General features: G+C 66.3%; 22 protein-coding genes. 11 read left to right on the forward strand and 11 right to left on the reverse strand.

What is annotated here, in order from left to right; translation table 11 throughout:
- The first annotated feature begins 7 nt into the window (after positions 1–7).
- Positions 8–634 carry a flavin reductase family protein gene (locus tag BKM74_RS05335; protein ID WP_086464671.1) on the forward strand — a complete coding sequence of 209 codons (627 nt, stop codon included), beginning with the start codon at positions 8–10 and terminating at the stop codon, positions 632–634.
- Between the two features lie 13 nt (positions 635–647).
- Here the strand turns inward: BKM74_RS05335 and BKM74_RS05340 are convergent, their stop codons facing one another.
- The 7 genes from BKM74_RS05340 to BKM74_RS05370 all read right to left on the reverse strand — a co-directional run bounded on the left by BKM74_RS05340 (position 648) and on the right by BKM74_RS05370 (position 8,854).
- Complete coding sequence (locus BKM74_RS05340; RefSeq protein WP_086464672.1) at positions 648–2,177, reverse strand: Ppx/GppA family phosphatase; 1,530 nt, start codon at positions 2,175–2,177, stop codon at positions 648–650.
- Positions 2,178–2,205: 28 nt separating this feature from the next.
- Positions 2,206–4,344: an RNA degradosome polyphosphate kinase gene (locus BKM74_RS05345; RefSeq protein WP_086464673.1), complete on the reverse strand. Its 2,139-nt coding sequence runs from the start codon at positions 4,342–4,344 to the stop codon at positions 2,206–2,208.
- A 132-nt stretch (positions 4,345–4,476) separates the two neighbouring features.
- Positions 4,477–5,256: an SDR family oxidoreductase gene (locus BKM74_RS05350; protein WP_086464674.1), complete on the reverse strand. Its 780-nt coding sequence runs from the start codon at positions 5,254–5,256 to the stop codon at positions 4,477–4,479.
- A gap of 3 nt (positions 5,257–5,259) precedes the next feature.
- Positions 5,260–5,994: an HdaA/DnaA family protein gene (locus tag BKM74_RS05355; protein WP_086464675.1), complete on the reverse strand. Its 735-nt coding sequence runs from the start codon at positions 5,992–5,994 to the stop codon at positions 5,260–5,262.
- Complete coding sequence (locus BKM74_RS05360; RefSeq protein ID WP_086464676.1) at positions 5,991–7,106, reverse strand: AI-2E family transporter; 1,116 nt, start codon at positions 7,104–7,106, stop codon at positions 5,991–5,993. The genes BKM74_RS05355 and BKM74_RS05360 overlap by 4 nt, the downstream gene beginning before the upstream one ends.
- Complete coding sequence (locus BKM74_RS05365; RefSeq protein WP_245825821.1) at positions 7,103–7,678, reverse strand: CDP-alcohol phosphatidyltransferase family protein; 576 nt, start codon at positions 7,676–7,678, stop codon at positions 7,103–7,105. Before BKM74_RS05365 ends, BKM74_RS05360 begins: the two co-directional genes overlap by 4 nt.
- 45 nt (positions 7,679–7,723) lie before the next feature.
- Positions 7,724–8,854 (reverse strand): DUF2066 domain-containing protein, encoded by a 1,131-nt coding sequence (locus tag BKM74_RS05370; RefSeq protein WP_086464678.1) that lies wholly within the window; start codon positions 8,852–8,854, stop codon positions 7,724–7,726.
- A gap of 146 nt (positions 8,855–9,000) precedes the next feature.
- Here BKM74_RS05370 and purM point away from each other — a divergent pair, with 146 nt between their 5' ends.
- Together purM and purN are read left to right on the forward strand one after the other, a co-directional pair.
- A complete protein-coding gene (purM, locus tag BKM74_RS05375; protein ID WP_086464679.1) occupies positions 9,001–10,125 on the forward strand; it encodes a phosphoribosylformylglycinamidine cyclo-ligase in 1,125 nt (374 codons plus the stop codon).
- Positions 10,113–10,763 (forward strand): phosphoribosylglycinamide formyltransferase, encoded by a 651-nt coding sequence (gene purN, locus BKM74_RS05380; protein ID WP_086464680.1) that lies wholly within the window; start codon positions 10,113–10,115, stop codon positions 10,761–10,763. The genes purM and purN overlap by 13 nt, the downstream gene beginning before the upstream one ends.
- 288 nt (positions 10,764–11,051) lie before the next feature.
- Here purN and glmU read toward each other — a convergent pair whose 3' ends face one another.
- Entirely contained in the window at positions 11,052–12,395 is a 1,344-nt protein-coding gene (gene glmU / locus BKM74_RS05385; RefSeq protein ID WP_086464681.1) for a bifunctional UDP-N-acetylglucosamine diphosphorylase/glucosamine-1-phosphate N-acetyltransferase GlmU, read from the reverse strand.
- Between the two features lie 76 nt (positions 12,396–12,471).
- Between glmU and gph the strand changes: the two genes are divergently transcribed.
- Positions 12,472–13,140 (forward strand): phosphoglycolate phosphatase, encoded by a 669-nt coding sequence (gph, locus tag BKM74_RS05390; RefSeq protein WP_086464682.1) that lies wholly within the window; start codon positions 12,472–12,474, stop codon positions 13,138–13,140.
- On the opposite strand, the gene BKM74_RS05395 is transcribed toward gph, so the two are convergent.
- Positions 13,137–14,267 carry an NAD(P)/FAD-dependent oxidoreductase gene (locus tag BKM74_RS05395; protein WP_086464683.1) on the reverse strand — a complete coding sequence of 377 codons (1,131 nt, stop codon included), beginning with the start codon at positions 14,265–14,267 and terminating at the stop codon, positions 13,137–13,139. The genes gph and BKM74_RS05395 overlap by 4 nt on opposite strands.
- Before the next feature lie 88 nt (positions 14,268–14,355).
- Between BKM74_RS05395 and BKM74_RS05400 the strand changes: the two genes are divergently transcribed.
- From BKM74_RS05400 to BKM74_RS05415, 4 genes are all read left to right on the forward strand, one after another.
- Positions 14,356–16,422 carry a molybdopterin oxidoreductase family protein gene (locus BKM74_RS05400; protein WP_086464684.1) on the forward strand — a complete coding sequence of 689 codons (2,067 nt, stop codon included), beginning with the start codon at positions 14,356–14,358 and terminating at the stop codon, positions 16,420–16,422.
- Between the two features lie 75 nt (positions 16,423–16,497).
- The gene (locus tag BKM74_RS05405; RefSeq protein ID WP_086464685.1) at positions 16,498–17,376 is read left to right on the forward strand and encodes a division plane positioning ATPase MipZ; all 879 of its coding nucleotides are present in this window, start codon (positions 16,498–16,500) and stop codon (positions 17,374–17,376) included.
- A 103-nt stretch (positions 17,377–17,479) separates the two neighbouring features.
- Complete coding sequence (locus tag BKM74_RS05410) at positions 17,480–18,208, forward strand: hypothetical protein (RefSeq protein WP_086464686.1); 729 nt, start codon at positions 17,480–17,482, stop codon at positions 18,206–18,208.
- A 9-nt stretch (positions 18,209–18,217) separates the two neighbouring features.
- Positions 18,218–18,937, forward strand: a complete 720-nt coding sequence (locus tag BKM74_RS05415; protein WP_086464687.1) for a J domain-containing protein — start codon at positions 18,218–18,220, stop codon at positions 18,935–18,937.
- A gap of 11 nt (positions 18,938–18,948) precedes the next feature.
- Here BKM74_RS05415 and BKM74_RS05420 read toward each other — a convergent pair whose 3' ends face one another.
- A complete protein-coding gene (locus BKM74_RS05420; RefSeq protein ID WP_086464688.1) occupies positions 18,949–19,152 on the reverse strand; it encodes a YdcH family protein in 204 nt (67 codons plus the stop codon).
- A 112-nt stretch (positions 19,153–19,264) separates the two neighbouring features.
- On the opposite strand from BKM74_RS05420, the gene BKM74_RS05425 reads away from it, so the two are divergent.
- The 3 genes from BKM74_RS05425 to BKM74_RS05435 all read left to right on the forward strand — a co-directional run bounded on the left by BKM74_RS05425 (position 19,265) and on the right by BKM74_RS05435 (position 22,190).
- On the forward strand, positions 19,265–20,347 hold the full coding sequence (locus BKM74_RS05425) for an ATP-dependent 6-phosphofructokinase (RefSeq protein WP_086464689.1): 1,083 nt from the start codon (positions 19,265–19,267) through the stop codon (positions 20,345–20,347).
- A 2-nt stretch (positions 20,348–20,349) separates the two neighbouring features.
- Positions 20,350–20,841 carry a TIGR02444 family protein gene (locus BKM74_RS05430; RefSeq protein ID WP_176342410.1) on the forward strand — a complete coding sequence of 164 codons (492 nt, stop codon included), beginning with the start codon at positions 20,350–20,352 and terminating at the stop codon, positions 20,839–20,841.
- A 77-nt stretch (positions 20,842–20,918) separates the two neighbouring features.
- Complete coding sequence (locus BKM74_RS05435) at positions 20,919–22,190, forward strand: Y-family DNA polymerase (protein WP_086464690.1); 1,272 nt, start codon at positions 20,919–20,921, stop codon at positions 22,188–22,190.
- A 10-nt stretch (positions 22,191–22,200) separates the two neighbouring features.
- Here BKM74_RS05435 and BKM74_RS05440 read toward each other — a convergent pair whose 3' ends face one another.
- A complete protein-coding gene (locus tag BKM74_RS05440; RefSeq protein ID WP_245825822.1) occupies positions 22,201–23,652 on the reverse strand; it encodes a methyl-accepting chemotaxis protein in 1,452 nt (483 codons plus the stop codon).
- Positions 23,653–23,694 lie beyond the last annotated feature (42 nt).

Below are 23,694 nucleotides of genomic sequence, written 5' to 3' on the forward strand. Positions count from 1 at the left end.
TCCCCTTATGTTCTACGAACCCGACAAGAAGAATCACGGCCTGCCGCGCGACCCGTTCAAATCGCTGGTGGTACCGCGCCCAATCGGCTGGATTTCCACGCTGGACGAGGATGGCCGGCCCAATCTGGCGCCCTACAGCTTCTTCAACGCCGTGGCGTCCGACCCGCCCTGCGTGATGTTCGCCGCCGGCCTGCGCCCGGAAGCCGTGGCGTTCAAAGACAGCCAGGCCAATGCCGAGAAGACCGGCGAGTTCGTGGTCAACATGGCGACCTATGATCTGCGCGAGCAGATGAACATCTCCTCCGCCGGCCTGCCCGCCGGGCAGAACGAGTTCGAGGCCGCCGGGCTGGAGACGCTGCCGTCCAGCATGGTGAAGCCGCCGCGCGTGAAGGGCGCCCCCGTGCATCTGGAATGCAAGTATCTGCAGACCGTGAAAATGCCGAGCTGGGATCCCGAGCGCGGCAATTACGTGATCTTCGGGCGCGTGGTCGGCATTCACATCGCCGACGAGGTCATCAACGATAAGGGCTTCGTCGATGTGACGCGCTTCCGCCCGATCTCGCGCCTCGGCTACATGGAATATGCCGTGGTGAACGAAGTGTTCGTGATGAACCGGCCCGGCGGCGCAGGCTGAACAGCATCGGGCCTTATGGCAGGAGAGTAATCTCTCCGGTCTGGCCCAGGGCGGCGGCAAGCGAGTCGAGCCGCCGCTTCACCACATCCCCGGACAGGGCGGCATGGGGCTTCGCGATCGCGAAGCCCAGCTTGCCAAGCCCGGGGCGCAGCGGTGTCTCCCGCAATATGCCGGGCGCGCCACCGGTGAAGGTATGGGCAAGCCGCAGCGCCAGCCCCAGCACCAGGGCCTGGCTGGTCTGCTCCTTGTCCAGCAGCTTCTTCGCGATGTCCGCCGCCGGCAGGTCGATATTGCCGACATAGCGCGCCATCAGCGCCAGGGCGACGAAAGCGCGGCCGGCATGGTCGAAACCGGGTATCGGCGCGCGCAGCACCTTCCAGAAGACATTTTCCGCGCGATAGTCGGGATGTTCCGCCCAGGCGGTGTCCGACAGGATGCACGCCGCATGGCGCAGCCGCCGGCGCAGCGGCGTATCCTCCGGAAACAGCGGTGTTGTCCAGTCCAGCAACTCCTCGCCATGCGGCGGGAAACGCCCGGCCGCAGCGGCGAATTTGCGCGCCGATTCGATGAGCGGGTCCAGGCTCTTCGCCTCGTCCGGCAGCAGATCGAACAGGCAGCCCTCACGCAGGCCATAGGCGGAGAACACGACGCAGGACGGCTCGGCCAGCGTCAGCAGCCGGCGCATCAACAAGGCAGCCATCGGGATGGTTTCCAGCCGGCGCTTCGACACCCCGTTGATGGCTTTCATCTCGGACTTGCCGATTTGCTGCAGCCGGTCCAGGAAATCCAGCAGCGCCGGCGTCTGCAGGCGGTATTCGTGCAGGATGTGCAGCGGATAACCGGTCATGTCCATATGCGCCTTGGCGATGGAGCGCCAGCCCCCGCCAACGGCATAAAGCGGCCGCCCCTTCAGGCCGGACAGCCAGGGCACACTGGCCAGATGGCGGTCGATATGGGCAACCAGTTTCTTGCGATTCGCCGGCCCGTCGAGCGCCGACAGACGCAAGGGCCCCAGCGGCAGTGTCGTCTGCTGGCCGATGCTGCCGACACGCAGATCGACCAGTTCCATGCTACCGCCGCCCAGATCGCCGGCCACGCCATCGGCCTGCGGCATGGCGCAGAGCACGCCGAGTGCGGAGAGCCGGGCTTCCTCGGCGCCCGAGAGGACGCGTACATCGAAGCCCAGGCGACCTTCCACTTCGGCGACGAAAGCCGCGCCATTCTCGGCATCGCGCACGGCGGCTGTCGCCAGCACATGCAGCGTCGCCACCTCCATGCCGCGCGCCACGGCGGCGAACCGCGCCAGGCTGTCAAAGGCAGCATTCACGCCGTCTTCCGACAGCCGGTTGGTCTCTGTCAGCCCCTTGCCGAGGCCGCACAGTGCCTTTTCGTTGAACAGCGGCAGAAAGCCGCGCTCCGGACGGTCATAGACCACGAGGCGGATCGAGTTGGAGCCGATGTCGATGACCCCGACATGGCCGCCGATACCCATCGTCCCCGAACTCAGCCTGGCGGCCGGATCGTCGATCCGTTTTTCCTGCATTGCGTCCTAAGTCGCGTTTCGGTGCGGATCAGCTCACCACCAAACGCGGCAGCGGCTGCGACTTCTTAAGGGCACTGCCCCGGCCGGACAAGCTCGGATTCGTCATGAAGTAGTGATGAACATTGAAATCGCCCTCGCCAGCGGGCAGCCGGATATAGTTGCCATCGGGCCGCAACCGCCAGCTTTGCTGCACATCCTTCAGGTTGGCGACCATGATCTGGTCGAGAATCTGTTCATGCACTGTCGGATTGTCGATCAGCACCAGCGTCTCGACGCGGCGGTCCATATTGCGCTGCATCCAGTCAGCCGAGGAGATGAACATCTTGTTCTCCGGCGACGGCATGGGGTGCCCGTTGGCAAAGCAGGCGATGCGGCCATGTTCCAGGAAGCGGCCGACGATGCTCTTCACCTTGATGTTCTCCGACAGCCCCTTGATGCCGGGCCGCAGACAGCAGATGCCGCGCACCACCAGTTCGATCGGCACCCCGGCCTGCGATGCGATGTAGAGCGCATCGATCAGCTTCTCGTCCACCAGCGAGTTCAGCTTTACCCAGATACCCGACGGCTTGCCGGCCTTGGCGTTGCGCACCTCGGTGCGGATATGGGCGAGCAAGGTATCGCGCAGGCTGAACGGCGCCATCGCCAGCTTCGTCAGCTTCGCCGGCTGGGCGTAGCCGGTCATGAAGTTGAACACGCTGGCGGCGTCCTGGCACAGTTCGGGATCGCAGGTGAAGAACGACAGGTCGGTATAGATCTTGGCCGTCACCGGATGATAATTGCCGGTGCCGAAATGGCAGTAGGAGCGCAAGCTGCCACCCTCGCGCCGCACTACCATCGACACCTTGGCGTGGGTCTTCAGATCCATGAAGCCATAGACCACCTGACAGCCGGCGCGTTCCAGATCGCGCGCCCACTGGATATTCGCCTCCTCGTCGAAGCGCGCCTTCAGCTCGACCATGGCAGTGACCGACTTGCCGCTCTCGGCCGCCTCGATCAGCTCCTTCACGATCGGCGAATCCTTCGAGGTGCGATACAGCGTCTGCTTGATCGCGATGACCGCCGGATCGCGGGCCGCCTGACGCAGAAACTGCACCACCACGTCGAAACTCTCGAACGGGTGATGGACCACGATGTCCTTGTGCCGGATCGCCGCGAAACAGTCGCCGCCGAAATCCCGGATCCGCTCAGGGAAGCGGGCGTTGAACGGTTCGAACAGCAGATCGGTGCGTTCCGAGACGATGAGCTGCGACAGATCGTCGATGCCGATCATCTCCTCCAGCGAGAATACATCCTGCGGACCAACGCCCAGCTGGTCGATGACGAAGCTGCGCAGATCGTCCGGCATGCTGCCATTCACCGTCAGCCGGATCACGCTGCCGCGCCGCCGCCGGCGCAGGGCGCTCTCGAACAGGCGGACCAGATCCTCCGCTTCCTCGTCGATTTCCATTTCGCTGTCGCGCAGCACGCGGAAGATGCCGCTGCCCAGAAGCTCGAAGCCCGGAAACAGCTTCTCGTAGAACTGCACGATGAGATGTTCCATCGGCAGGAAGCGGATCGCCGCCCCCGGCAGGCGGATGAAGCGGCCGATCTGCGGCGGCATCGGCACCAGCGCCTCCAACCGGCGCTTGTCGGCACCGCGCTGCAGCTGCAGCACGATGGATTTGCCCCTGTTCGGCAGAAACGGGAAGGGATGCGCCGGATCGACGGCCAGCGGCGTCAGCGTCGGGAACACCTGCTCCATGAAATAGCGTTCGAGCCACTTCTGGTCGGAGCGGGTCAATTGCGACCATTCGACCATAGCCAGTCCGACTACGCGCAGCTCCTCACGCAGGGCGCGCCAGCAGCTCTGCTGCTCGGTCACCAGCTTCGCCGTCGCCTGCCAGATCGCCTCCAGCTGCTGCGCCGGGGTCAGCCCGTCCTGGCTCTGGGTGTTCACATTGGCCTCGACCTGGCCCTTCAGGCCGGCGACGCGCACCATGTAGAACTCGTCCAGATTGGAGGAGGAAATCGACAGGAAGCGCAGCCGCTCCAGCAGCGGATGCTTCGGATTCCCCGCTTCCTCCAGAACCCGGCCGTTGAAGGCCAGCCACGACAGCTCGCGGTTGAAGAACCGCTTGGGGGAATGGATGTCCACCGCGTCGGCAGTCTCGATCTCGGCTGTCGTCACGTCGCTCTCCTCCGGCCACCGGTCGTGCGCCCAGCCAGCGGGGCGCGAAACGCCTATTGAAATAGCATGAGGCCGGGGCGCTGTCATGCAAGCCCCGGCCCCAACACGTGACGGATTCGTGAAGTTTTCGGCTTACAGCGTGCCGTTATAGGCGCCGCCATCCATCACCAGATTCTGTCCGGTGACAAAGCCGACATGGCCACTGCACAGATAGGCGCAGGCGGCCCCGAACTCCTCGATGGTGCCGAAGCGGCCCGCCGGGTTCTGCTGGCGCCGCGAATCGAGCACCTCGTCGATGCTCTTGCCGGCCTGCTTGGCGGCACTTTCCGCCGTCTTGCGCACGCGGTCGGTCTCGAACGGGCCAGGCAGCAGATTGTTGATCGTCACATTGTGCTTCACGATCTGCCGCGACAGGCCGGCGACGAAGCCGGTCAGGCCGGCGCGCGCGCCGTTCGACATGCCGAGGATCGGGATCGGCGACTTCACCGAGGCCGAGGTGATGTTCACGATGCGCCCGAACTTGCGGGAGATCATGCCGTCCACCGTCGCCTTGATCAGCTCGATCGGGGTCAGCATGTTGTCGTTCAGCGCCTTGTTCCAGTCATCCAGCGACCAGTCGCGGAAATCGCCCGGCGGCGGGCCGCCGGCATTGGTCACCAGAATGTCCGGCGCCGGGCAGGCCGCCAGCAGCTTGGCCCGGCCTTCCGGGGTGGTGACGTCGCAGGCGATGGCGGTCACCTTGGCACCGGTCTCCTTGCGGATTTCCTCTGCGGTGGCCTCCAGCGCCTCCGCACCGCGGGCGGAGATCACCAGCTCAACCCCCTCGCCGGCCAGCGCCAGGGCGCAGCCCTTGCCGAGACCCTTGCTGGAGGCACAGACGATCGCCTTGCGCCCCTTGATGCCCATATCCATGGATCAGTTTCCTTCCTGTTTATTGTCATCATCCTGCCGCACCGGCATGTCCGCTTCCTCCGGCCACTCCTGCGAGAGGATTTCGCGCGCCAGCGGCACGGTGATGTTGCGCCGGGAGGCAAGCGCCGCCCGGTCCAGCCGGTCAACGATGGCGCGCAGATAGCCGAAGGAACGTTCGATGCGGGGCAGCAGGAACTGCACAAGGTCCTGACTTACCATGAGCTGCCGGTCGGCGAACAGCTTTACCATAACGGCGGCCAGCAGCGGCTCGTCCGGCGCGCCGAGCCCGACGGCCGGCAGCGCGGCCAGTCGGGAATGCAGGTCAGGCAGCCTGGCCGCCAGCCGCGCCGGCGCTTCCCGCATGGTCAGCAGCAGATGGCCGTCGCGCTCGCCCAGCAGGTTCAACAGATGCAGCAGGCCGCGTTCATCCACGATCCGGTCGGCATCGTCCAGCACCAGCGCCGTGGCGTCGTCCAGCAGCGCCGGCACCGCCGCCTGGGTCACCGACAGGGCGTCGGTCCGCCTTGCACCGCTAATCCCCTGCCAGACCGAGGCCAGATGCGTCTTGCCGCAGCCCGCCGGGCCATAGATCACCAGCGCATGCGGCAGCCGCCCGACGCGCGGCCAGTCCGGCCAGCGGTCCAGCCAGGCGACGGCGTCCGCATTGCTGTCGGCCACTAGAAAATCCTCCCGCCCGAGCGCGGGCCGGTGCGGCAGATCGAAGGCAAGCTGTTTCATGGCAAGTCGTCGTCGGACAATTCGTCGCCAGGCTGCGTCTTCTGGTCCTTCGGTGCGCGGCCGCGATGCTCATAGAGCGGGCTTTGCAGATATTGCTGGATCGCAAACCGCGCCATGACACCGACCACGGCAGCGACCGGCACCGCGACCAGCACGCCGACGAAGCCGAACAGCGCGCCGCCGGCCAGCAGCGCGAACATCACCCAGACCGGATGCAGCCCGACCTTGTCGCCGACCAGATTGGGCGTCAGGAGATTGCCTTCAATGGCCTGGCCGATCACGAAAATCGCCGCCACCGCGACCACCCAGGTGAGGTCGCCGAACTGCACCAGCGCCAGGCCGATGCTGGCGATCCCGCCGACGATGGAGCCGACAAAGGGAATGAAGGAGATCACACCGGCGAACAGGCCGATGACCAGGCCGAAATCGAGCCCGACCAGCGTCAGGCCGATGGCGTAGAACAGCCCCAGCAGCAGGCAGACCATCGCCTGGCCGCGTACGAAGCCGGAGAGGGTTTCGTCGATCTGCCGGGCAAGATGGCGGATGGTCGGCGCCTGCTCGCGCGGCAGCCAGCCGTCCACCCGCTCGACAATCCGGTCCCAGTCGCGCAGCAGGTAGAAGGCGACGATGGGCGTGATGAGGATCAGCGACAGCAGGTTGGCCACGGCAGCACCGCCGCTGATGAGGTTGCCCACGACGCCCGCCGCCCATTTCAGCACCGCGCCGGAGGAACCGATGATGTCCGACATGCCGTTGTCCGGCTTGTCCGCCAACCGGCGCTGCAGTTCCGCGACCAACGGCCCGAGCCGCTCATACAGGATTTCGATATAGCCTGGCAGCTTTTCGCTCAGCCGCACCGCCTGATCGTGCAGCAACGGCACCAGCAGGACGAACAGCAGCGCGAAGAAGCAGAAGAACAGCAGCAGCGCCAGCGCGGTGCCCAGCCAGCGCGGCAGCCGCGCCTGCTCCATCCGGTCCACAAGCGGGTCGAGGAAATAGGCCACCGCCATGCCGGCGACGAAGGGCAGCAGGATGTTGCCGAGCAGATAGAGCGCCGCCAGCAGGACAAGGATTGCGCCCAGCCAGAAGCTGGCGCGTTGCCGGAGGGTCATTGCTGGCGCTCCCCGATCATCGCGCGGCTGCCCCATATCCACACATAGGCCGCACCGGAAAACAGCGTGGTGCAGGCGACCAGCGACGTCAGCACCTCCACCGGCCAGCCGCCGATCCAGGGATAGCCGGCCTGCGCCAGCACCGTGCCGCCCAGCACCGCCAGCACCAACCCCACCTGTGCCACCGTATTGGCCTTGGAAATCAGCAAGGGCGCCATTGCAACCTTATACCCCATTGTCTGCAGCAGGATGACACCTCCGACGATCAGGGTGTCGCGGAAAACCACCAGGATGACCAGCCAGTTCGGCAGCCCTCCCAGATACCCCAGCGTCACATAGACCGACATCAGCAGCGCCTTGTCGGCGATCGGGTCGATATAGGCGCCGAATTCCGTGCGCGCATCGAAGCGCCGGGCGATATAACCATCCAGCGCGTCGCTGAGGCCCGCCAGCAGGAACAGCCAGAGCGCAACACCGGTCCGGCCGTCGAGCAGCGCCCAGATCACCACCGGCACGATGCCAATGCGCGCCAGGCTCAGCAGATTGGGCAACAGATAAAGGAAGGGCGCCAAACGGGCCTCCAAAAAGCACGGTGCGATGCTGGATGTCCGGCCCGGTCATTGCAACGACAATCGCCAGACCGCCCCGACGGAGGCAGAAGGGTCGTTTGTGAGAGACAGGCCACGTTGTGCCAGGGCGGCGCGGAGTTGTTCCGGCTGGCCAGCATACCACAACACGATCTCCGCCTCGCCGCGCGACAGGGAAACCAGATTCTGCCGGCGGATCATGCCGATCTCGGCCAGTTTCCGGCGCAAGGCCGCCCATTCATCCAGCCCTGAAACGGCGGTGATGACCGATATCCGGTTTTCCAGGCCGGGCCTGACGGCGGCCGCGTTCTTCCAGCTCGCATCCAGCCGGCTGGAGACCTGCCGCACGGCGCGCGCCTGCAATTCCGTCCCGGTCTCGCCGGCCGGCGCTGTGACACGCTCACTGTGGGTTTCCGGCTCACCAGCAGAATCATAGCGCGTGAAGCGGATATCGAGCGCCTGCTTGCCCTCGGATTCCGCCGGCTTGGCCACCGCCACCAGGCTCGCCACCGCGCCATAGCGCCGCGCCATGGCGGCCAGGCGCTCCCGGTCTCCGGCGGCCGCCTGCTCCGCCGAGATGCCGACAAGATCGGCCGCATCGGCAAGCGGCACGATGACCGGTACCAGGGCCTGTCCCAAGGCGACACGCGCCCAGGCGTCACGCCACGGGTTGGGATCGTCCCACAGCAGCAGCCCCGCCTCCGGCGACTGCCAGAGCGGCAGCACCAGCACCGGCTGGCTGGCCATGGTTACCGTCGGCAGATCGGTGCGCGCCAGCAGCGCCTGCACCTCGGCCGGGTTGAACCGCACCACCATCCTGGCGATGTAACGCACGCCCGACGACCGCTCGTCGCGCACCTCGAAGCCCTGCACCAGCGCATCGAACGCCGCACCTGACGGAGTAGCGGGCAGCCGGCCATGCACCGATTCAGGGGTGAGCTTCTGCAGCAGCAGCCTGAAAGCGGCGCGCTGACCCTCTTCATAGGCCTGTTCGCGTGCGGCGACGGCGCTGCCGGCCGTCACATCGACCGGCACATCCTCGACCGTGTAGAGCCTGGCCGCCGACTGCGCGGCAGCCGGACCGGTTTCCGCCAAAAGGCCGCTCAGGGCCAACAGGCCGATCAGAACAAGGCGGGTCGAAACCCTGTGGCGATGCACCATTGCAAAGCGTCCCGTATTCGTTATTGTCTGGCCGCCCGACGCTCCGGTCCGGCCCTTCTGGGGTCATAACGGCCTGGCGCGGCGCTTGATCCACTTACACGGCAAAATGGGGGCGAAGAGCACCCCATCGCAAGGGCTTATATCCGATGGCGGGTGACGAGACCACCAACCAGGCCTCCCAAGACCAGGCCGCTGGGCGCAACACCCTCACCTACCGCGATGCCGGTGTCGATATCGATGCCGGGGACGCGCTGGTCGAGGCGATCAAGCCGCTGGCGAAATCCACGGCGCGGCGCGGCGCCGATGCGGCGCTGGGCGGCTTCGGTGCGGCCTTCGACCTGAAAGCCGCCGGCTTCACCGATCCGATCCTGATCGCCGCGACCGATGGCGTTGGCACCAAGTTGAAGGTCGCCATCGATAGCGGCCATCACGCGACGGTCGGCATCGATCTGGTCGCCATGTGCGTGAACGATCTTGTCGTGCAAGGCGCGGAGCCGCTGTTCTTCCTGGATTACTACGCCACCGGCAAGCTCGACCCGGCGGTTGCCCGCGATGTCGTCTTCGGTATCGCCGAGGGCTGCCGGCAGGCCGGCTGCGCGCTGATCGGCGGCGAGACGGCGGAAATGCCGGGCATGTACGGCAAGGGCGATTATGACCTGGCCGGATTCGCCGTGGGTGCGGTCGAGCGCGACCGGCTGCTGACCGGCGATGGTGCCGCCGAGGGCGATGTGCTGCTGGGTCTCGCATCCAGCGGCGTGCATTCAAACGGCTATTCGCTGGTGCGCCGCGTGGTCGCCGATCTGGGCGTCGATTATGAATTCCCCGCCCCCTTCGACATGGAGCAGACGCTGGGGGCCGCCCTGCTGGCGCCGACGCGCATCTATGTGAAATCCTGCCTCGCCGCTATCTCTGCGGGCGGTAAGGACGGCGTCAAGGCGCTGGCGCACATCACCGGCGGCGGCCTCGTCGAGAATCTGCCGCGCGTCTTCCCCGACAGCCTGTCCGCCCATATCGACGGCAACAGCTGGACCATCCCGCCGGTGTTCGGCTGGCTGGCGAAGGCCGGCGGCGTCGATCCCGCCGACATGCCGCGCACCTTCAACTGCGGCATCGGCATGGTCTTGGTGGTCGCCCCCGGCGCTGTCGAGGCCGTCACCGATGCACTGGAGCAGGCCGGCGAGCACGTCTTCCAGATCGGCCGCATGGTCGCCCGCGAAGAGGCCGGCAAGCCCGTGCTGATCGACGGTCTGGAGGCACGGTGGAACGGCTGAAGGTCGCGGTGCTGATCTCCGGCCGGGGCAGCAACCTGCAATCGCTGATCGATGCCTGCGCGGCCGCGGATTTCCCGGCGGAGATCGTGCTGGTGCTGTCCAACAAGGCCGACGCCTATGGGCTGGTGCGCGCCGAACAGGCCGGCATCCCGACGAAAGCGATCTCGCACAAGGACTTCCCCGACCGCGACAGCTTCGACGCCGCCGTGCATGATTCCATCGCCGCTGCCGGGGCCAATTTCGTCTGCCTCGCCGGTTTCATGCGGCTGCTGACCCCCGGCTTCGTCGGCAAATGGCACGACCGCATGCTGAACATCCACCCCTCGCTGCTGCCCGCCTTCAAGGGGTTGCACAGCCATGAGCGCGCCATCGAGGCCGGTTGCCGCTTCACCGGCTGCACGGTGCATTTCGTGCGCGCCGAGATGGATGACGGCCCCATCCTCGTGCAGGCCGCCGTGCCGATCCACCAGGACGACACGCCGGACGACCTGTCCGCCCGCGTGCTGGCGGCGGAGCATCGCTGCTACCCGCTGGCGCTGCGCCTGGTCGCCGAAGGCCGCGTGACCATCGCCGGCATGCGCGTGCTGGTCGATGGCATCGCCTCGCCCGCCGAGCCTGCGATCAACCCGCTGGGGTAGGGTTCTCCCCTCACTCGGCAGCGGCCAGATTCGCTTCTCGCCCCCACCTCACTCTGTCCGTCACCCCCGCATTTATTGCGGGGGTCCAGGCTTCCGCTTGCTGGATCGTATACCGAGTAAACCGAACCCTGGATTCCCGGGACAAGCCCGGGAATGACGGCTGGTGCAGTTGCAATGAAGAGCGAACTCATCTTCCTTCCCTCTCCCCTTGCGGGAGAGGGTTGCGCAGCCTTGTAAGCGAAGCGAGCTAGGCGGAGCTGGGTGAGGGGGTAACGGCGCCGGTAACGGCTACTTCTTGCGCTTGTCGCGGAACCGCTTCGCAGCACCTTCAAGGTCCGTCTGCTTGCCGCGTGCGACCGACAGCGCGTCCGCCGGCACGTCCTTGGTGATGGTGCTGCCCGCCGCCACCATGGCGCCGTCGCCCACTTTTACCGGGGCGACCAGCGCCGAATTGGAGCCGATGAACACCCCCGCGCCGATCTCCGTGCGGTGCTTGGCGAAGCCGTCATAATTGCAGGTGATGGTCCCCGCGCCGATATTCGTGCCGGCACCGATGGAGGCATCGCCGAGATAGGTCAGGTGATTGGCCTTCGCCCCCTTGCCGAGGCTGGCGTTCTTCACCTCGACGAAATTACCGATATGGGCATCCGGCCCGATGACAGCACCCGGCCGCAGCCGCGCATAGGGGCCGACCACCGCGCCGCTTTCCACTATCGCCCCTTCCAGATGGCTGAAGGCCCGGATCTCGACCTTGTCCGCCACTGTGACACCGGGGCCGAACACGCAGAACGGCCCGATGGTCACGTCACGGCCCAGCACCGTATCCCAGCAGAGATGGACGCTGTCCGGGTCGGTCAGCGTCGCGCCATTCTCCATCGCCCGGCGGCGCAGCGCCTGCTGCGCGATCTTCTCCGCCGCCGCCAGATCCATGCGGGTGTCGATGCCCATGACCTCCGCCTCCGGACATTCCACCACGGCGCAGGACTGGCCCCGCGACCGCGCCGCCGCAACGATATCGGTCAGGTAATATTCGCCCTTGGCATTGCCGTTGCCGATGTCGCCCAGCAAGTCACTCAGCAAGGCCGCATTAATAGCCATATAGCCGCCATTACAGAGAGTTATGGCGCGTTCTTTAGGCGATGCATCGGCGAATTCCACGATCCGCTCCAACCCGCCGGCGGCCCCTGCAACCAGCCGGCCGTAGCGTGCCGGATCGGCCGGACGGAACCCGACCACCACCACGGCGGCCCCGGCCTCGCGCTTTGCCAGCATGGCGCGCAGCGTGGCCTCGGAGACGAAAGGGTCGCCACCGGCCAGCGTCAGAACCGTGCCCTCATCGAACCCTTCCAGCGCCGGCAGCGCCGCCATCACCGCATGGCCGGTGCCGAGCGGCGGGTCCTGCACAGCGGTCGGATACGGCGCCACCGCCTTCGCCACACCTTCCCCTTCCTTGCCCGTCACCACGACGATGCGGGCGGGATTCAGCGCCTCGACCGTCGCCAGCAGATGGCGGATCATCGGCCGCCCGGCGATCGGGTGCAGCACCTTCGGCAGGTCGGACTTCATCCGTGTGCCCTTGCCGGCGGCGAGGATCACGGCGGCGACAGGCTGGCTCGGCTGGTAATCGTTCATCGTCAAAGACCTTGGAGCATCGGGACTTCCGGTTCTATCGTTGCGCGCCCTTCGCAGCAACGACCTTGAGTACATCATGCCCCGCACCATTCTCGCCTTCGACCTCGACGGCACGCTGATCGACAGCGCCCCAGACCTGTGCACCTCCCTGAACCGGCTGCTGGCGGAACTGGGCCGCCCGCCGGTCACGCTGGCGCAGGTGACGGAGAGATTCGCCGGCGATGGCGTGCGGCTGCTGGTCGGCCGCGCCCTTGCCGCGACCGGTGATGAGGCATCGGAAGAAGAAACCAACCGTCATGTCACGCGGTTCCTCGCCCTCTACGAGGCTATCCCCGTGACCCCGGCACAGCTCTATCCCGGCGTGGATGAGACGCTGGCGCGGCTGAAGGCGGACGGGTTCCGGCTCGGCCTCTGCACCAACAAGCCGCAACAGGCGACCGAAATCCTGCTGCCACAGCTTGGGCTTGGCGGGCTGTTCCATTGCGTGGTCGGCGGCGATGCGCTGCCGGTGCGCAAGCCCGATGCCGGCCATCTGCGCGCCGTGATCGAGCGGCTGGGCGGCACGCAGGCCAACAGCGTGATGATCGGCGACAATGATAACGACGCCGCCGTCGCGGCGGGCTGCGGCGTGCCCTTCATCGCCATGGCCTATGGCTATCCGCGCGTGCCGATTGCCGAACTCGGCGCCGCGATTGTACTCGAACGCTTCACCGATCTGCCGACGGCCCTGAAAGCCCTCGATTAAGCCTGCTCATCCAGAAGCGCCACCACCTTCTCGGCGATTGCCAGCGAGGAGGTGACACCCGGCGATTCGATACCATAGAGCGCCACATGATTGGCGATGCCATGGTCCTGCGGCCCCTGGATCATGAAATCCTTCGCCGGTTCGCCCGGCGCCTGGATCTTCGGGCGGATGCCGGCATAGCCGGGCTGCAGCGACCCATCGGGCAGGCCCGGCCAGTATTTGCGCACGGCGGCGTAGAATTTCTCCGCCCGGCCCGGATCGACATCGTAATCGATGGCATCGATCCATTCGACATCCGGTCCGAAACGGCACTGCCCGCCCAGATCCAGCGTCACATGCACGCCGAGGCCCGCCTGTTCCGGCGCCGGATAGATCAGCCGGCTGAACGGCGTCTTCACGCCGGACAGCGTGTAGTAATTACCCTTGCAGAAATAGGCCGGCGGCACGGTCTCCGCCGGGATGCCCTCGATGGCCCGGCCCAGCGCCTGCGCGTACAGCCCCGCCGCGTTCACCAATATGTCGCAGGAGAGCGCCATCGGGCTGTCGCCGCCGGTCTCGATCTCGAAACCGCCCCCATTGCGCCCTGGGCCTCTGACCCGGCCCGACAGGACCGGCGTGTGGAAGGCCAGCATGGCGCCGTGATCCTCCGCCTCGCCCTGCAAGGCGAGCATGTAGGCATGGGTGTCGAGAATACCGGTCGAGGGCGAGATCAGCGCGCCGACGCTCTCCACCGCCGGCTCCATCGCCTTCACCTGTTCGGGCGTCAGCCAGTCCAGATCCGGCACGCCATTTTCCGCCGCGCGCTGCCTGATCTGTTCCAGCGCCGGCATCTGGTCGTCCGAGGTGGCGACAATCAGCTTGCCCATGCGGCTATAGGGAACGCCGCGGCTTTCCATATAGTCGTAGAGCAGATGCTTGCCGCGCACGCACAGCTCCGCCTTCAGGCTGCCCGGCGCGTAATAGATGCCGGCATGCACCACCTCGGAATGGCGGGAGCTGGTCTCGGTGCCGATGGCCTCGGTCTTTTCCAGCAGGATCACCTCGCGGCCGGACAGCGCCAGCTCGCGGGCGATGGCGAGGCCGACCACGCCGGCGCCGACCACGATGCATTCGACATGATCGCTCATCGCCGTCCGCTCCCCGGCTGCCGGGAATATTTGCCGCGTTTCCGCGGTTTCGCTACTGTCAGGGAAATACAAGCAGGGGTCACTGTCGATGCCACTCGATATCGTTCATTCGGTCTGTCCGCACGACTGCCCCAGCACCTGCGCGCTGGAGGTCGAGCGGTTGGATGCCCACACCATCGGGCGGGTGCGGGGCGCGCAGGACAATAGCTACACCGCCGGTGTCGTCTGCGCCAAGACCGCAAGATATGCAGAACGCGTGCATCATCCAGACCGGCTGGTGAAACCCTTGCGCCGCAAGGGCGAAAAAGGTGCCGAAAATAACAGCGCAAACTGGCAGGAAATCAGCTGGGAATCGGCGCTGGACGAGATCGCGGACGGCTTCCTGAAGGCCGCCCAGCGCCATGGCAGCGAGACGGTCTGGCCCTTCTACTATGCCGGCACGATGGGGCTGGTGCAGCGCGACGGCATCAACCGGCTGCGCCATGTCATGCGCTATTCCGGCCAGCATTCGACCTACTGCAATTCGATTTCCGACGCCGGCTGGGTGGCCGGCACCGGCCGCAAGGGCGGCCCGGATTCGCGCGAGATGGCGGAGAGCGATCTGATCGTCATCTGGGGCGGCAACCCGGTGCACACCCAGGTCAACGTGATGACCCACGTCACCCGCGCCCGCAAGGAACGCGGCGCGAAGCTGGCGGTCATCGATACCTACCGCACCGCGACCGCTGAACAGGCCGATATCTTCCTGTGCGTGAACCCCGGCACCGATGCCGCCCTCGCCTGCGGCATCATGCATGTGCTGTTCGCCGAAGGCTTCGCCGACCGCGACTATCTCGCCCGCTACACCGATGCGCCGGCGGAACTGGAAGCCCATCTCGCCAGCCGCACCCCGGAGTGGGCGGCGGCCATCTGTGGTGTGCCGGCGGCGGATATCCGTTCCTTTGCAAGGCTCTACGGGGCGACGCCGCGCAGCTACATCCGCGCCGGCTATGGCTTCACCCGCAGCCGCAACGGCGCGGCGCAGATGCATGCCGTCACCTGCCTGCCGACGATCACCGGCGCCTGGCAGCATCCGGGCGGCGGCGCGCTCTATGGCCAGGGTGCGATCTATCACTGGAACAAGAGTCTGATTGAGGGGCTGGACCGGATCGACCCGTCGGTGCGGATGCTGGACCAGTCGCAGATCGGCCGGGTGCTGACCGGCGATGCGGACGCCCTGCGCGGCGGCCCGCCGGTGACGGCGCTACTGATCCAGAACACCAACCCGGCGACGGTGGCGCCGGAAAGCCTGCTGGTGAATGAAGGGCTGCGCCGCGCCGATCTGTTCACCGTGGTGCATGAGCAGTTCATGACCGAAACCGCGCAGCTGGCCGATATCGTGCTGCCAGCCACCACCTTTCTGGAGCATGACGATCTCTATCAGGCCAGCGGCCATTCCTTCATCCAGATCGGCCGCAAGGCGATCGAACCGCTGGGCGAAGCGCGGGAAAACCACTGGGTGATCTGCCAACTGGCCAAGAGGCTGGGCGCGGAGCATCCCGGTTTCGAGATGAGTGCCTGGGAGATGCTGGACGCCACCCTGCAGGCCTCCGGCTGGCCGGACGCGGAAACCGTTTGGAAAGACCACTGGCACGACGCCATCGGCGATTTCGAGACCATGCATTTCCAGAACGGCTTCGGGCATCCCGACGGCCGGTTCCGCTTCAGGCCGGACTGGGCGGCAATGGGGCCGCACCATGCTGGCCTGCCCGCCCTGCCCGACCATTGCGGGCTGATCGACAATGCAACGGCGGACCGGCCGTTCCGGCTGGTCACCGCGCCGGCGCGCAATTTCCTGAACACCAGCTTCACCGAAACCCCCACCAGCACGAAGCGCGAAGGCCGGCCGACCCTGATGATCCATCCCGGGGACATGGCCGACCTCGGCCTGTCGGACGGCCAGCTGGTGCGGATCGGCAACGCCCGCGCCAGCATCGCCCTGCACGCCAAACCCTTCGACGGGGTGAACCCGGGCACGCTGATCTGCGAGAGCATCTGGCCGAACCAGGCCTTCGTGGAAGGTAGCGGCATCAACGCGCTGATCAGCGCCGATCCGGGCGGGCCGAATGGCGGCGCCGTTTTCCACGATACGTCGGTGTGGCTGCGTGGGGCATAACAGCACAGTCCCCTTGCGTCCGGACACAACCCAAAGTATGAAGATAGCATCAAGATAACGAGATTTAGTCGCGCCATGTCGCTTGCCGAGTCCCCGTCCCTGCCCGAAGAAGAGAGCTGGCCGCCCGCCGAGCCGGCCTATGTCATCGTGGTTGGCAACGAGAAGGGTGGCTCCGGCAAGTCCACCACCGCCATGCACATCATCGTCTCGCTGCTGCGCGACGGCTATGAAGTCGGCTCGCTGGACCTGGACGCCCGGCAGGGCACGCTGACGCGCTACATCAACAACCGGCGGCGGTCAGCGGCCAACGGCGAAAACCTCCCCCTGCCCCGCCACCAGTTCCTGCAGCCCAGCGAATTGCCGACACGGTCGGAGGCCGAGACCGAGGACCGGGAGCGATTCGACCAGCTGTTCGCCGAAATGCGCGTGCTGTGCGACTTCGTGGTGATCGATACGCCGGGCGCCAACACCTATCTCGGTCGACTGGCGCATTCCCACGCCGACACGCTGGTCACCCCGATGAATGACAGCTTCCTCGATCTCGACATGCTGGCGACCGTCGATGGCACGGGCCGGAACATCGAGAAACTGTCGGTCTATAGCGAAATGGTGTTCGAGCAGCGCAAGGCGCGCATGCAGCGCGACCGCAGCTCGATCGACTGGGTGGTGATGCGCAACCGGCTGTCCAACCTGAACGCCCGCAACAAGCAGGACATCGCCGACGTGATGAACGCACTGACCCGCCGCGTCGGCTTCCGCATGGCGCCGGGCATCAGCGAGCGGGTGATCTACCGCGAATTGTTTCCGCGCGGCCTGACCATGCTGGACCTGCTGGAAGCCGGCGAGAGCGCCAGCATGTCGCATCTGGCGGCCCGGCAGGAAGTCCGCGCGCTGGTCGAGGCGCTGGGCCTGCCGGAGCGTTTGCCCAAGCAACAGCGCCGCGCCGCTGAGTAACCTGCCGCACACCTTCTGCTTCGGCCCTGGGCTTGGGGTGGAAGTTTGGCCCGCCGCACCAACATAATGGAAAGCGGAATTCCCGGTGGAATGGCGGAGCTTCATGGTTTCCGACAAGACGAAACTGCCCGATACGGACAATAAGGCGCTGTCCAGCCAATCGCAGGTGGACGCCTTCCTGCAACGCATCGCGGCCACCCCGAAGCCGGTGCCGCAGGGTGGGCGCGGCCGGCTGATCTTCGCCATGGATGCCACCGCAAGCCGGCAACCAAGCTGGGACACTGCCTGCCAGATCCAGGGCGAGATGTTCCGCGAAACGGCGGCGCTCGGCGGGCTCGACATCCAGCTCGCCTATTATCGCGGCTTCCATGAATTCGACGCCAGCCCGTGGCTGTCCGACACCGACACGCTGCTGGGCCGGATGACGGCGGTGCAGTGCCGGGGCGGACAGACCCAGATCGACCGGCTGCTGCACCACACGATCGCCGAGACCAAACAGCGCAAGGTGCAGGCGCTGGTGTTCGTCGGTGACTGTTTCGAGGAGGATATCGACCGGGTCTGCCAGACCGCCGGGGCGCTGGGCCTGCTGGGCGTGCCCGCCTTCCTGTTCCATGAGGGTGGCGAGCCGGCCGCGCGCCGCGCCTTCGAGGAGATCGCCCGGCTGACCAAGGGCGCATACTGCCCGTTCGATGCCTCCAGCGCGCAGCAGCTGCGCGACCTGCTGTCCGCCGTCGCAGTCTATGCCGCCGGCGGGTATCGGGCGCTGGAATCCTACGGCAAGCGCAAGGGCGGGGCCGCACTGATGCTGACAAGCCGGCTGGGACGGGCGTAAAACCGGGCGATGCCATATCTCATCCTCGGCCTTGCCCTGCTTATCGGATTGCTGCTGGCCGCACGCTGGCTGACCGGCGCCGACCCGAAGAAAGTCGCCAACGCGCTGAAATGGTTCGGCGCCGTCCTGCTGGTGGCGGCCATCGGCATTCTGTTCGTGCGTGGACAGTTGGGCTATCTGATCGCGCTCGCCGGCGGCCTGGTGCCCTTCATCTGGCGCTGGCGCAGCATCCTGCAAAGCGTGCGCAACGCCGCCAAGGCAGCGCAGGGGCCGTCCCAGGGCCAAAGCTCGGAGATTGTCACGCGGCTGCTTTCCATGCGCCTCGACCATGACAGCGGCGAGATGCATGGCCATGTCCTCGAAGGGCAGTTCCGCAACCGCTCGCTGGATACGCTGAGCCATACCGAGATGGCCGCACTGCTGAGCGAGTGCCACGCCGCCGACGCGCAATCGGCGCAGGTGCTGGAAGCCTATCTCGACCGTATGCACGGACCGGACTGGCGCGCGGATTTCGGCGCGGAAGGCACGGCGGAGGCGGCGCAAGCCAGCGGGCCGATGACGCCCGATCAGGCCCGCGAGATTCTGGGGCTGGCGCCCGGTGCCACGCCGGAGGAAATCCGCGAGGCGCACAAGCGGCTGATGATGGCAAACCACCCGGACCATGGCGGCTCCACCTACCTCGCCGCGCAGATCAACCGCGCAAAGGACGTGCTGCTGGGGAAGAAGTAGCCCGCCGCCCGCTATGCAATGATGTCGGGCAGCAGCTCGGATTCCACGCGCAGGATCTGGTCCTTCAGGATCAGCTTGCGCTTCTTCAGCCGCTGCAGCTTGATCTGGTCGAACGGCGCCTGCTCGGACAGGCGGGCGATTACCTCGTCAAGGTCACGGTGCTCGGTACGCAGCTCTTCGAGCCGCTCCTTTAGGCGATCTTCATCTTCGCTCATGGCTGGCGCAAATCCAAATCGGTGCCGGCGACGGCGTCCCCTCTGTCGCCGCGGCCCTACTTTCTGCTTTATTGCCAGAGTCCTGACCGCAGGAAAAGGGTAAGCTTCACCTATGAGCAAGAAACATATCGGTATCCTGACCAGCGGCGGCGATTGCGCCGGCCTCAATGCCTGTATCCGCGCCGTCACGCTGCATGCCTGCCTCGGCCATGGCTGGCGCGTGACCGGCATCCGCTACGGCACGGCGGGGCTGATGCACAGCCCGCCGCAGACCCTGCCGCTGACCCCGGAACTGTTCGACACCAGCTATCTGCGCCGGGCCGGCACGCTGCTGGGCTCGGTGAATACCGGCAACCCGTTTGCCTTCCCGATGCCGGATGGCAGCCGCAAGGACCGCTCGGAAGAAGTGATAGCCGGCTACCGGTCGCTGGGGCTGGACGCGCTGATCGGCATTGGCGGCGATGGCAGCCTCGCCATCCTGCGCCGGCTGGCGCAGCAGGGCGGCATCCCCTTCGTCGGGATTCCCAAGACCATCGACAATGATGTGGCCCAGACCGAAAACGCGCTGGGCTACGCCACCGCCGTGCAGGTCGCCATCGAGGCGCTGGACCGGTTGCAGCCGACGGCGGCCAGCCACGACCGCGTGATGGTGCTGGAGGTGATGGGCCGCGATGCCGGCCATATCGCGCTGAATGCCGGTATTTCCGGCGGCGCCGACGTGATCCTGATCCCGGAAATTCCCTACTCCATGGAAAAAGTGGCGGAAAAGGTGAAGGCGATCCGCGCCGGGGGACGGAACTTCGCCCTCATCATCGTCGCCGAGGCCGTGAAGACCGAAGGCGGAGTGGCCATGATGCGCGACCTTGGGCGCGGCGAGACCCGCTATGGCGGTATCGGCCATTATATCGGCGAGGCGGTGGAAAAGCTGACCGGGGCGGAGGTGCGCGTGACCGTTCTGGGCCATGTGCAGCGCGGCGCCGAGGCGGTGCCACAGGATCGGCTGCTGGCCAGCGTGTTCGGCGCGCATGCGATCGACATGGTGGCGGCCGGCCGGTTCGACCGGATGGTGGCCTGGCAGAACCGCGATACGGTCGAGGTGCCGCTGGCGGACATCGTCGATAAATCGCATTGCGTCGATCCCCATGGCGTGATGGTGGAGACCGCCCGGCAGCTTGGCATCTCCTTCGGGGATTAGGCGTGTCTTCCCCGCCTCTGCCCCCAACCCCCGATTTCTGGTCCTTCTCGCTGGATTTCTATGGCCGCCCCGGCGTGGCGGAGGCCTGTCTGGAACTGCAGGAGCGGCACGGGCTGGATGTGAATCTGGTGCTCTATTGCTGCTGGCGCGGCGATGTCCTTAGCGAGGCGCAGATCGAGGCCGCCATCGCGCTGACCGCCCCCTGGCGCGCGGAGATCGTACAGCCCCTGCGTGCCCTGCGCCGTCGGCTGAAGCCCGGCTTCCCGCCCTTCCCCGAGGCCGAGGTACAGGGTTTGCGCAAGCGCATCGCCGATGCCGAACTGGAAGCCGAAAGGCTGCAGCAGCAGGCGCTGGACGCGCTGGCAAGAAACGAAGGGCCAATTCTCTTGCCCTCCCGGCAGGCGGCAACAGCCAATCTGATGCTGCTGGCGGCGCTTTGCCAGGCAGGAGACAGCACCGGTGCGCTCGAACAGCTGGCCGGCCATCTCGACTGACGCCACGCATATTTGTTCTATATTTGTTCTTTTTGTGCTAGACCTGCTTGTCCGATATCCCCGGACGAGATGCCCCCATGCTGCCGCGCACGCCCTATCTGAAATGGCTGTTTCTCGACCTGAACGCCTATTTCGCCAGCGTCGAGCAACAGGCGCATCAGCGCCTGCGCGGCCGTCCCGTTGGCGTGCTGCCGCTGCAGTCGGAAACCACCTGCATCATTGCCGCCAGCTATGAGGCCAAGGCCCGCGGTGTGAAGACCGGCACGCCGGTGTGGGAGGCCCGCCGGCTGTGCCCCGGCATCGTTCTGGTACCGGCCCGGCACGAACTCTATGTCGATTATCACCACCGAATCCTGAAGGAGATCAACAATCACATCCCGGTCTCCCGCGTCGGCTCCATCGACGAGATGGCCTGCGAACTGCTGGGCGACGAGCGCGAACCGGAAAAAGCCCTCGCCCTCGCGCGCCGGCTGAAGCGCGGCTTGCTGGACAATGTCGGGGAATGCCTGCGCTGTTCCATCGGCATCGCGCCCAGCCGCTTCGCCGCCAAGGTGGCCAGCGACATGCAGAAGCCGGACGGGCTGGTGCTGATCCGGCCGGAAGAGCTGCCGGAGCGGTTCTTCGGCCTGGAACTGCGCGACCTCGCCGGGATCGGCCCCAACATGGAACGCCGGCTGAACGCCGCCGGTGTCCATTCGGTGCGCGCGCTGACCGCGCTGCAGCCCAAGCATGCCCGGAAAATCTGGGGCAGCGTGGCCGGTGAACGCTTCTGGTACGGGCTGCACGGCGTCGATATCCCGGAAGCGCCGCCGGCGGCCAAACGCTCCATCGGACACAGCCGCATCCTGCCGCCCGCCATGCGCGCGCCGGATGAGGCGCGGCAGGTCGCCCGCCGGCTGCTGGCCAAGGCGGCCGGGCGGCTGCGGCGCTACGGGCTGACCGCCTCGGCGCTGGCCTGCTCGGCGCGGCTGGAAACCGGGCTGCGCTGGGGTGGAGAAACCCGCCTGGAGGCGACACAGGACAGCTTCGCCCTGCTGGCCGCCTTCGAGACGCTGTGGCGCGACTACAGACCGGTCGGCGGCAGCGGTCGCGTGAAGAAGGTCTCGGTCATGCTGCTGGGGCTGGCGCCGCTGGAACAGCAGACACCCGACCTGTTCGCCGCCGCCGAGCCGGGCCGGCAGCAGCGCCAGCAGATCCGCTCCAGGCTGGCCGGCGCCCTGGACCGGCTGAACGGCAAATACGGGTCCGACACGGTGACGCTGGGGCTGCTGCCCAAGATCGGGCTGGAATATGCCGGCGCCAAGGTTGCCTTCACCCGCATCCCCGACCCGGAGGAGTTCAGCGAGTGAGCCTCATATCTTATATCTTGTAGGCGACGCGGACCCCGCCCCAATGCCGCCCGCGCACGAAGATCGGCGCCGAGCAATCCTTCATCATCGCGAACTGCCCGCCGCCCATATCGCGGCGGTAGGTCTGCAGCAGGAAAAGCGCCGTGCTGCGGCCGGCGGCCAGCCCGACCCTGTCGTTGAACATGCGCCGGTTGCGGCAATTGGCGGCGTTCCAGGTCGGGTCGCTGCTTTGGGGCTGCGAGAATTTCTTGTTATGCGTCGGCAGATAGCCATTCTCGTCCACGCTGGCACAGAACACGATGCGGCTGTCGCTGGTTGCCACCGGCTCCTGGATCGGCGGCAGCACCTTGTCGGTAAACAGGGTGAAGCGCGTCATGAATTGCTGCGGATTGCTGCCGGAAACCGGCTTGTAGTCGCGGTCGAACAGATCAGCTTCGGTGATCTCGCCGGCCGCCAGGCCAGCCTCATAGGCCTCGCCGATGCGCCGTGCCGCCTCCTTCGCCATGTCGATGAAGGGCGTGTCCAGCGTCTCGATGCCGGCCCCGGCGGTAATGCCGATCAGGCTTTCGGTGACGGTGACCAGCTTGTCGATCCGTTCCCGCGCCTTGCCGAGATCCTGACTTGAATGCTCGACATCGGCCGCGACCTCGTCGATGGCGTCAAGGAACCGCCCGCAGCTCTCGTCGATCTCCCCGGCCGAGGCGGTGATGACCGAGGTTTCATTGCCGACGCTGGAGATCGCCTCGCCCACACCGGCCATTACCTGGCCGATGGAGGATGCCCCCTCCCGCACCGAATCGGCCTTGGCGGCGGCGGATTCGCTGCGGTCGATCAGCTGCTCGGACTCCGCGGCAAGCTGGGTCAGGGTGACGTTGATGTCCTGCGTCGCCGTGGCGGTCTGCCCGGCCAGCTGCTTCACCTCGGCGGCGACAACGGCGAAGCCCTTGCCGGCATCGCCCGCCCGCGCCGCCTCGATGGAGGCGTTCAGTGCCAGAAGGTTGGTCTGCTTGGCGATGGTGGCAATCTCCTGCGCGACAGTACCGACCTTAGCCAGCGCCTCGCGCAGCCCATTCACCTGGGCATGGATGTCTGCCACCGCCGTCACCAGATCCTGAATGTCACGAATCGAGGCGCCGATCCGGTCGCGCGAATCGGCGATCTGCCGCGCGGCCCCGTCGGTTACCTCGGAGACGCTGCGCGCCACCGCCGCGACCTTCTGGTTCTGCGCGGCCATGTCGCCCGCCGCTGTCCTGATGTCGGAAAAGACCTCGGCCTCGCGCCGGACGCGCGAATCCACATCGGTGACGCTGCCGGAAATATCGGCGATCTCAATCCCCAGATCGCCGACCTGCTCGGCAATCTTCTGCAAGGCATCGCGTTCGATCTGTCCCGCAGTGCCCCCGCCTGCATCACCAAGACGGCGCTCCATCAAGGTGGCCGCCTCTCCTTCATTTGCACTCATTTTCCCTGTTGCCCCATTTTTTTGTTGTGGGTGCTCAAGAAT

Origin of the sequence: Oceanibaculum nanhaiense, assembly GCF_002148795.1 — a bacterium.
Lineage (GTDB): Bacteria > Pseudomonadota > Alphaproteobacteria > Oceanibaculales > Oceanibaculaceae > Oceanibaculum > Oceanibaculum nanhaiense.

Excerpts from the sequence above, each read along its gene's own strand:
- BKM74_RS05335 (WP_086464671.1), top strand. The coding sequence starts at position 8 with ATGTTCTACGAACCCGACAAGAAGAATCACGGCCTGCCGCGCGACCCG.
- BKM74_RS05340 (WP_086464672.1), bottom strand. The coding sequence starts at position 2,177 with ATGCAGGAAAAACGGATCGACGATCCGGCCGCCAGGCTGAGTTCGGGG.
- BKM74_RS05350 (WP_086464674.1), bottom strand. The coding sequence starts at position 5,256 with ATGGATATGGGCATCAAGGGGCGCAAGGCGATCGTCTGTGCCTCCAGC.
- BKM74_RS05355 (WP_086464675.1), bottom strand. The coding sequence starts at position 5,994 with ATGAAACAGCTTGCCTTCGATCTGCCGCACCGGCCCGCGCTCGGGCGG.
- BKM74_RS05360 (WP_086464676.1), bottom strand. The coding sequence starts at position 7,106 with ATGACCCTCCGGCAACGCGCCAGCTTCTGGCTGGGCGCAATCCTTGTC.
- BKM74_RS05370 (WP_086464678.1), bottom strand. The coding sequence starts at position 8,854 with ATGGTGCATCGCCACAGGGTTTCGACCCGCCTTGTTCTGATCGGCCTG.
- purM (WP_086464679.1), top strand. The coding sequence starts at position 9,001 with ATGGCGGGTGACGAGACCACCAACCAGGCCTCCCAAGACCAGGCCGCT.
- glmU (WP_086464681.1), bottom strand. The coding sequence starts at position 12,395 with ATGAACGATTACCAGCCGAGCCAGCCTGTCGCCGCCGTGATCCTCGCC.
- gph (WP_086464682.1), top strand. The coding sequence starts at position 12,472 with ATGCCCCGCACCATTCTCGCCTTCGACCTCGACGGCACGCTGATCGAC.
- BKM74_RS05395 (WP_086464683.1), bottom strand. The coding sequence starts at position 14,267 with ATGAGCGATCATGTCGAATGCATCGTGGTCGGCGCCGGCGTGGTCGGC.
- BKM74_RS05400 (WP_086464684.1), top strand. The coding sequence starts at position 14,356 with ATGCCACTCGATATCGTTCATTCGGTCTGTCCGCACGACTGCCCCAGC.
- BKM74_RS05405 (WP_086464685.1), top strand. The coding sequence starts at position 16,498 with ATGTCGCTTGCCGAGTCCCCGTCCCTGCCCGAAGAAGAGAGCTGGCCG.
- BKM74_RS05410 (WP_086464686.1), top strand. The coding sequence starts at position 17,480 with ATGGTTTCCGACAAGACGAAACTGCCCGATACGGACAATAAGGCGCTG.
- BKM74_RS05415 (WP_086464687.1), top strand. The coding sequence starts at position 18,218 with ATGCCATATCTCATCCTCGGCCTTGCCCTGCTTATCGGATTGCTGCTG.
- BKM74_RS05420 (WP_086464688.1), bottom strand. The coding sequence starts at position 19,152 with ATGAGCGAAGATGAAGATCGCCTAAAGGAGCGGCTCGAAGAGCTGCGT.
- BKM74_RS05425 (WP_086464689.1), top strand. The coding sequence starts at position 19,265 with ATGAGCAAGAAACATATCGGTATCCTGACCAGCGGCGGCGATTGCGCC.
- BKM74_RS05435 (WP_086464690.1), top strand. The coding sequence starts at position 20,919 with ATGCTGCCGCGCACGCCCTATCTGAAATGGCTGTTTCTCGACCTGAAC.
- BKM74_RS05440 (WP_245825822.1), bottom strand. The coding sequence starts at position 23,652 with ATGAGTGCAAATGAAGGAGAGGCGGCCACCTTGATGGAGCGCCGTCTT.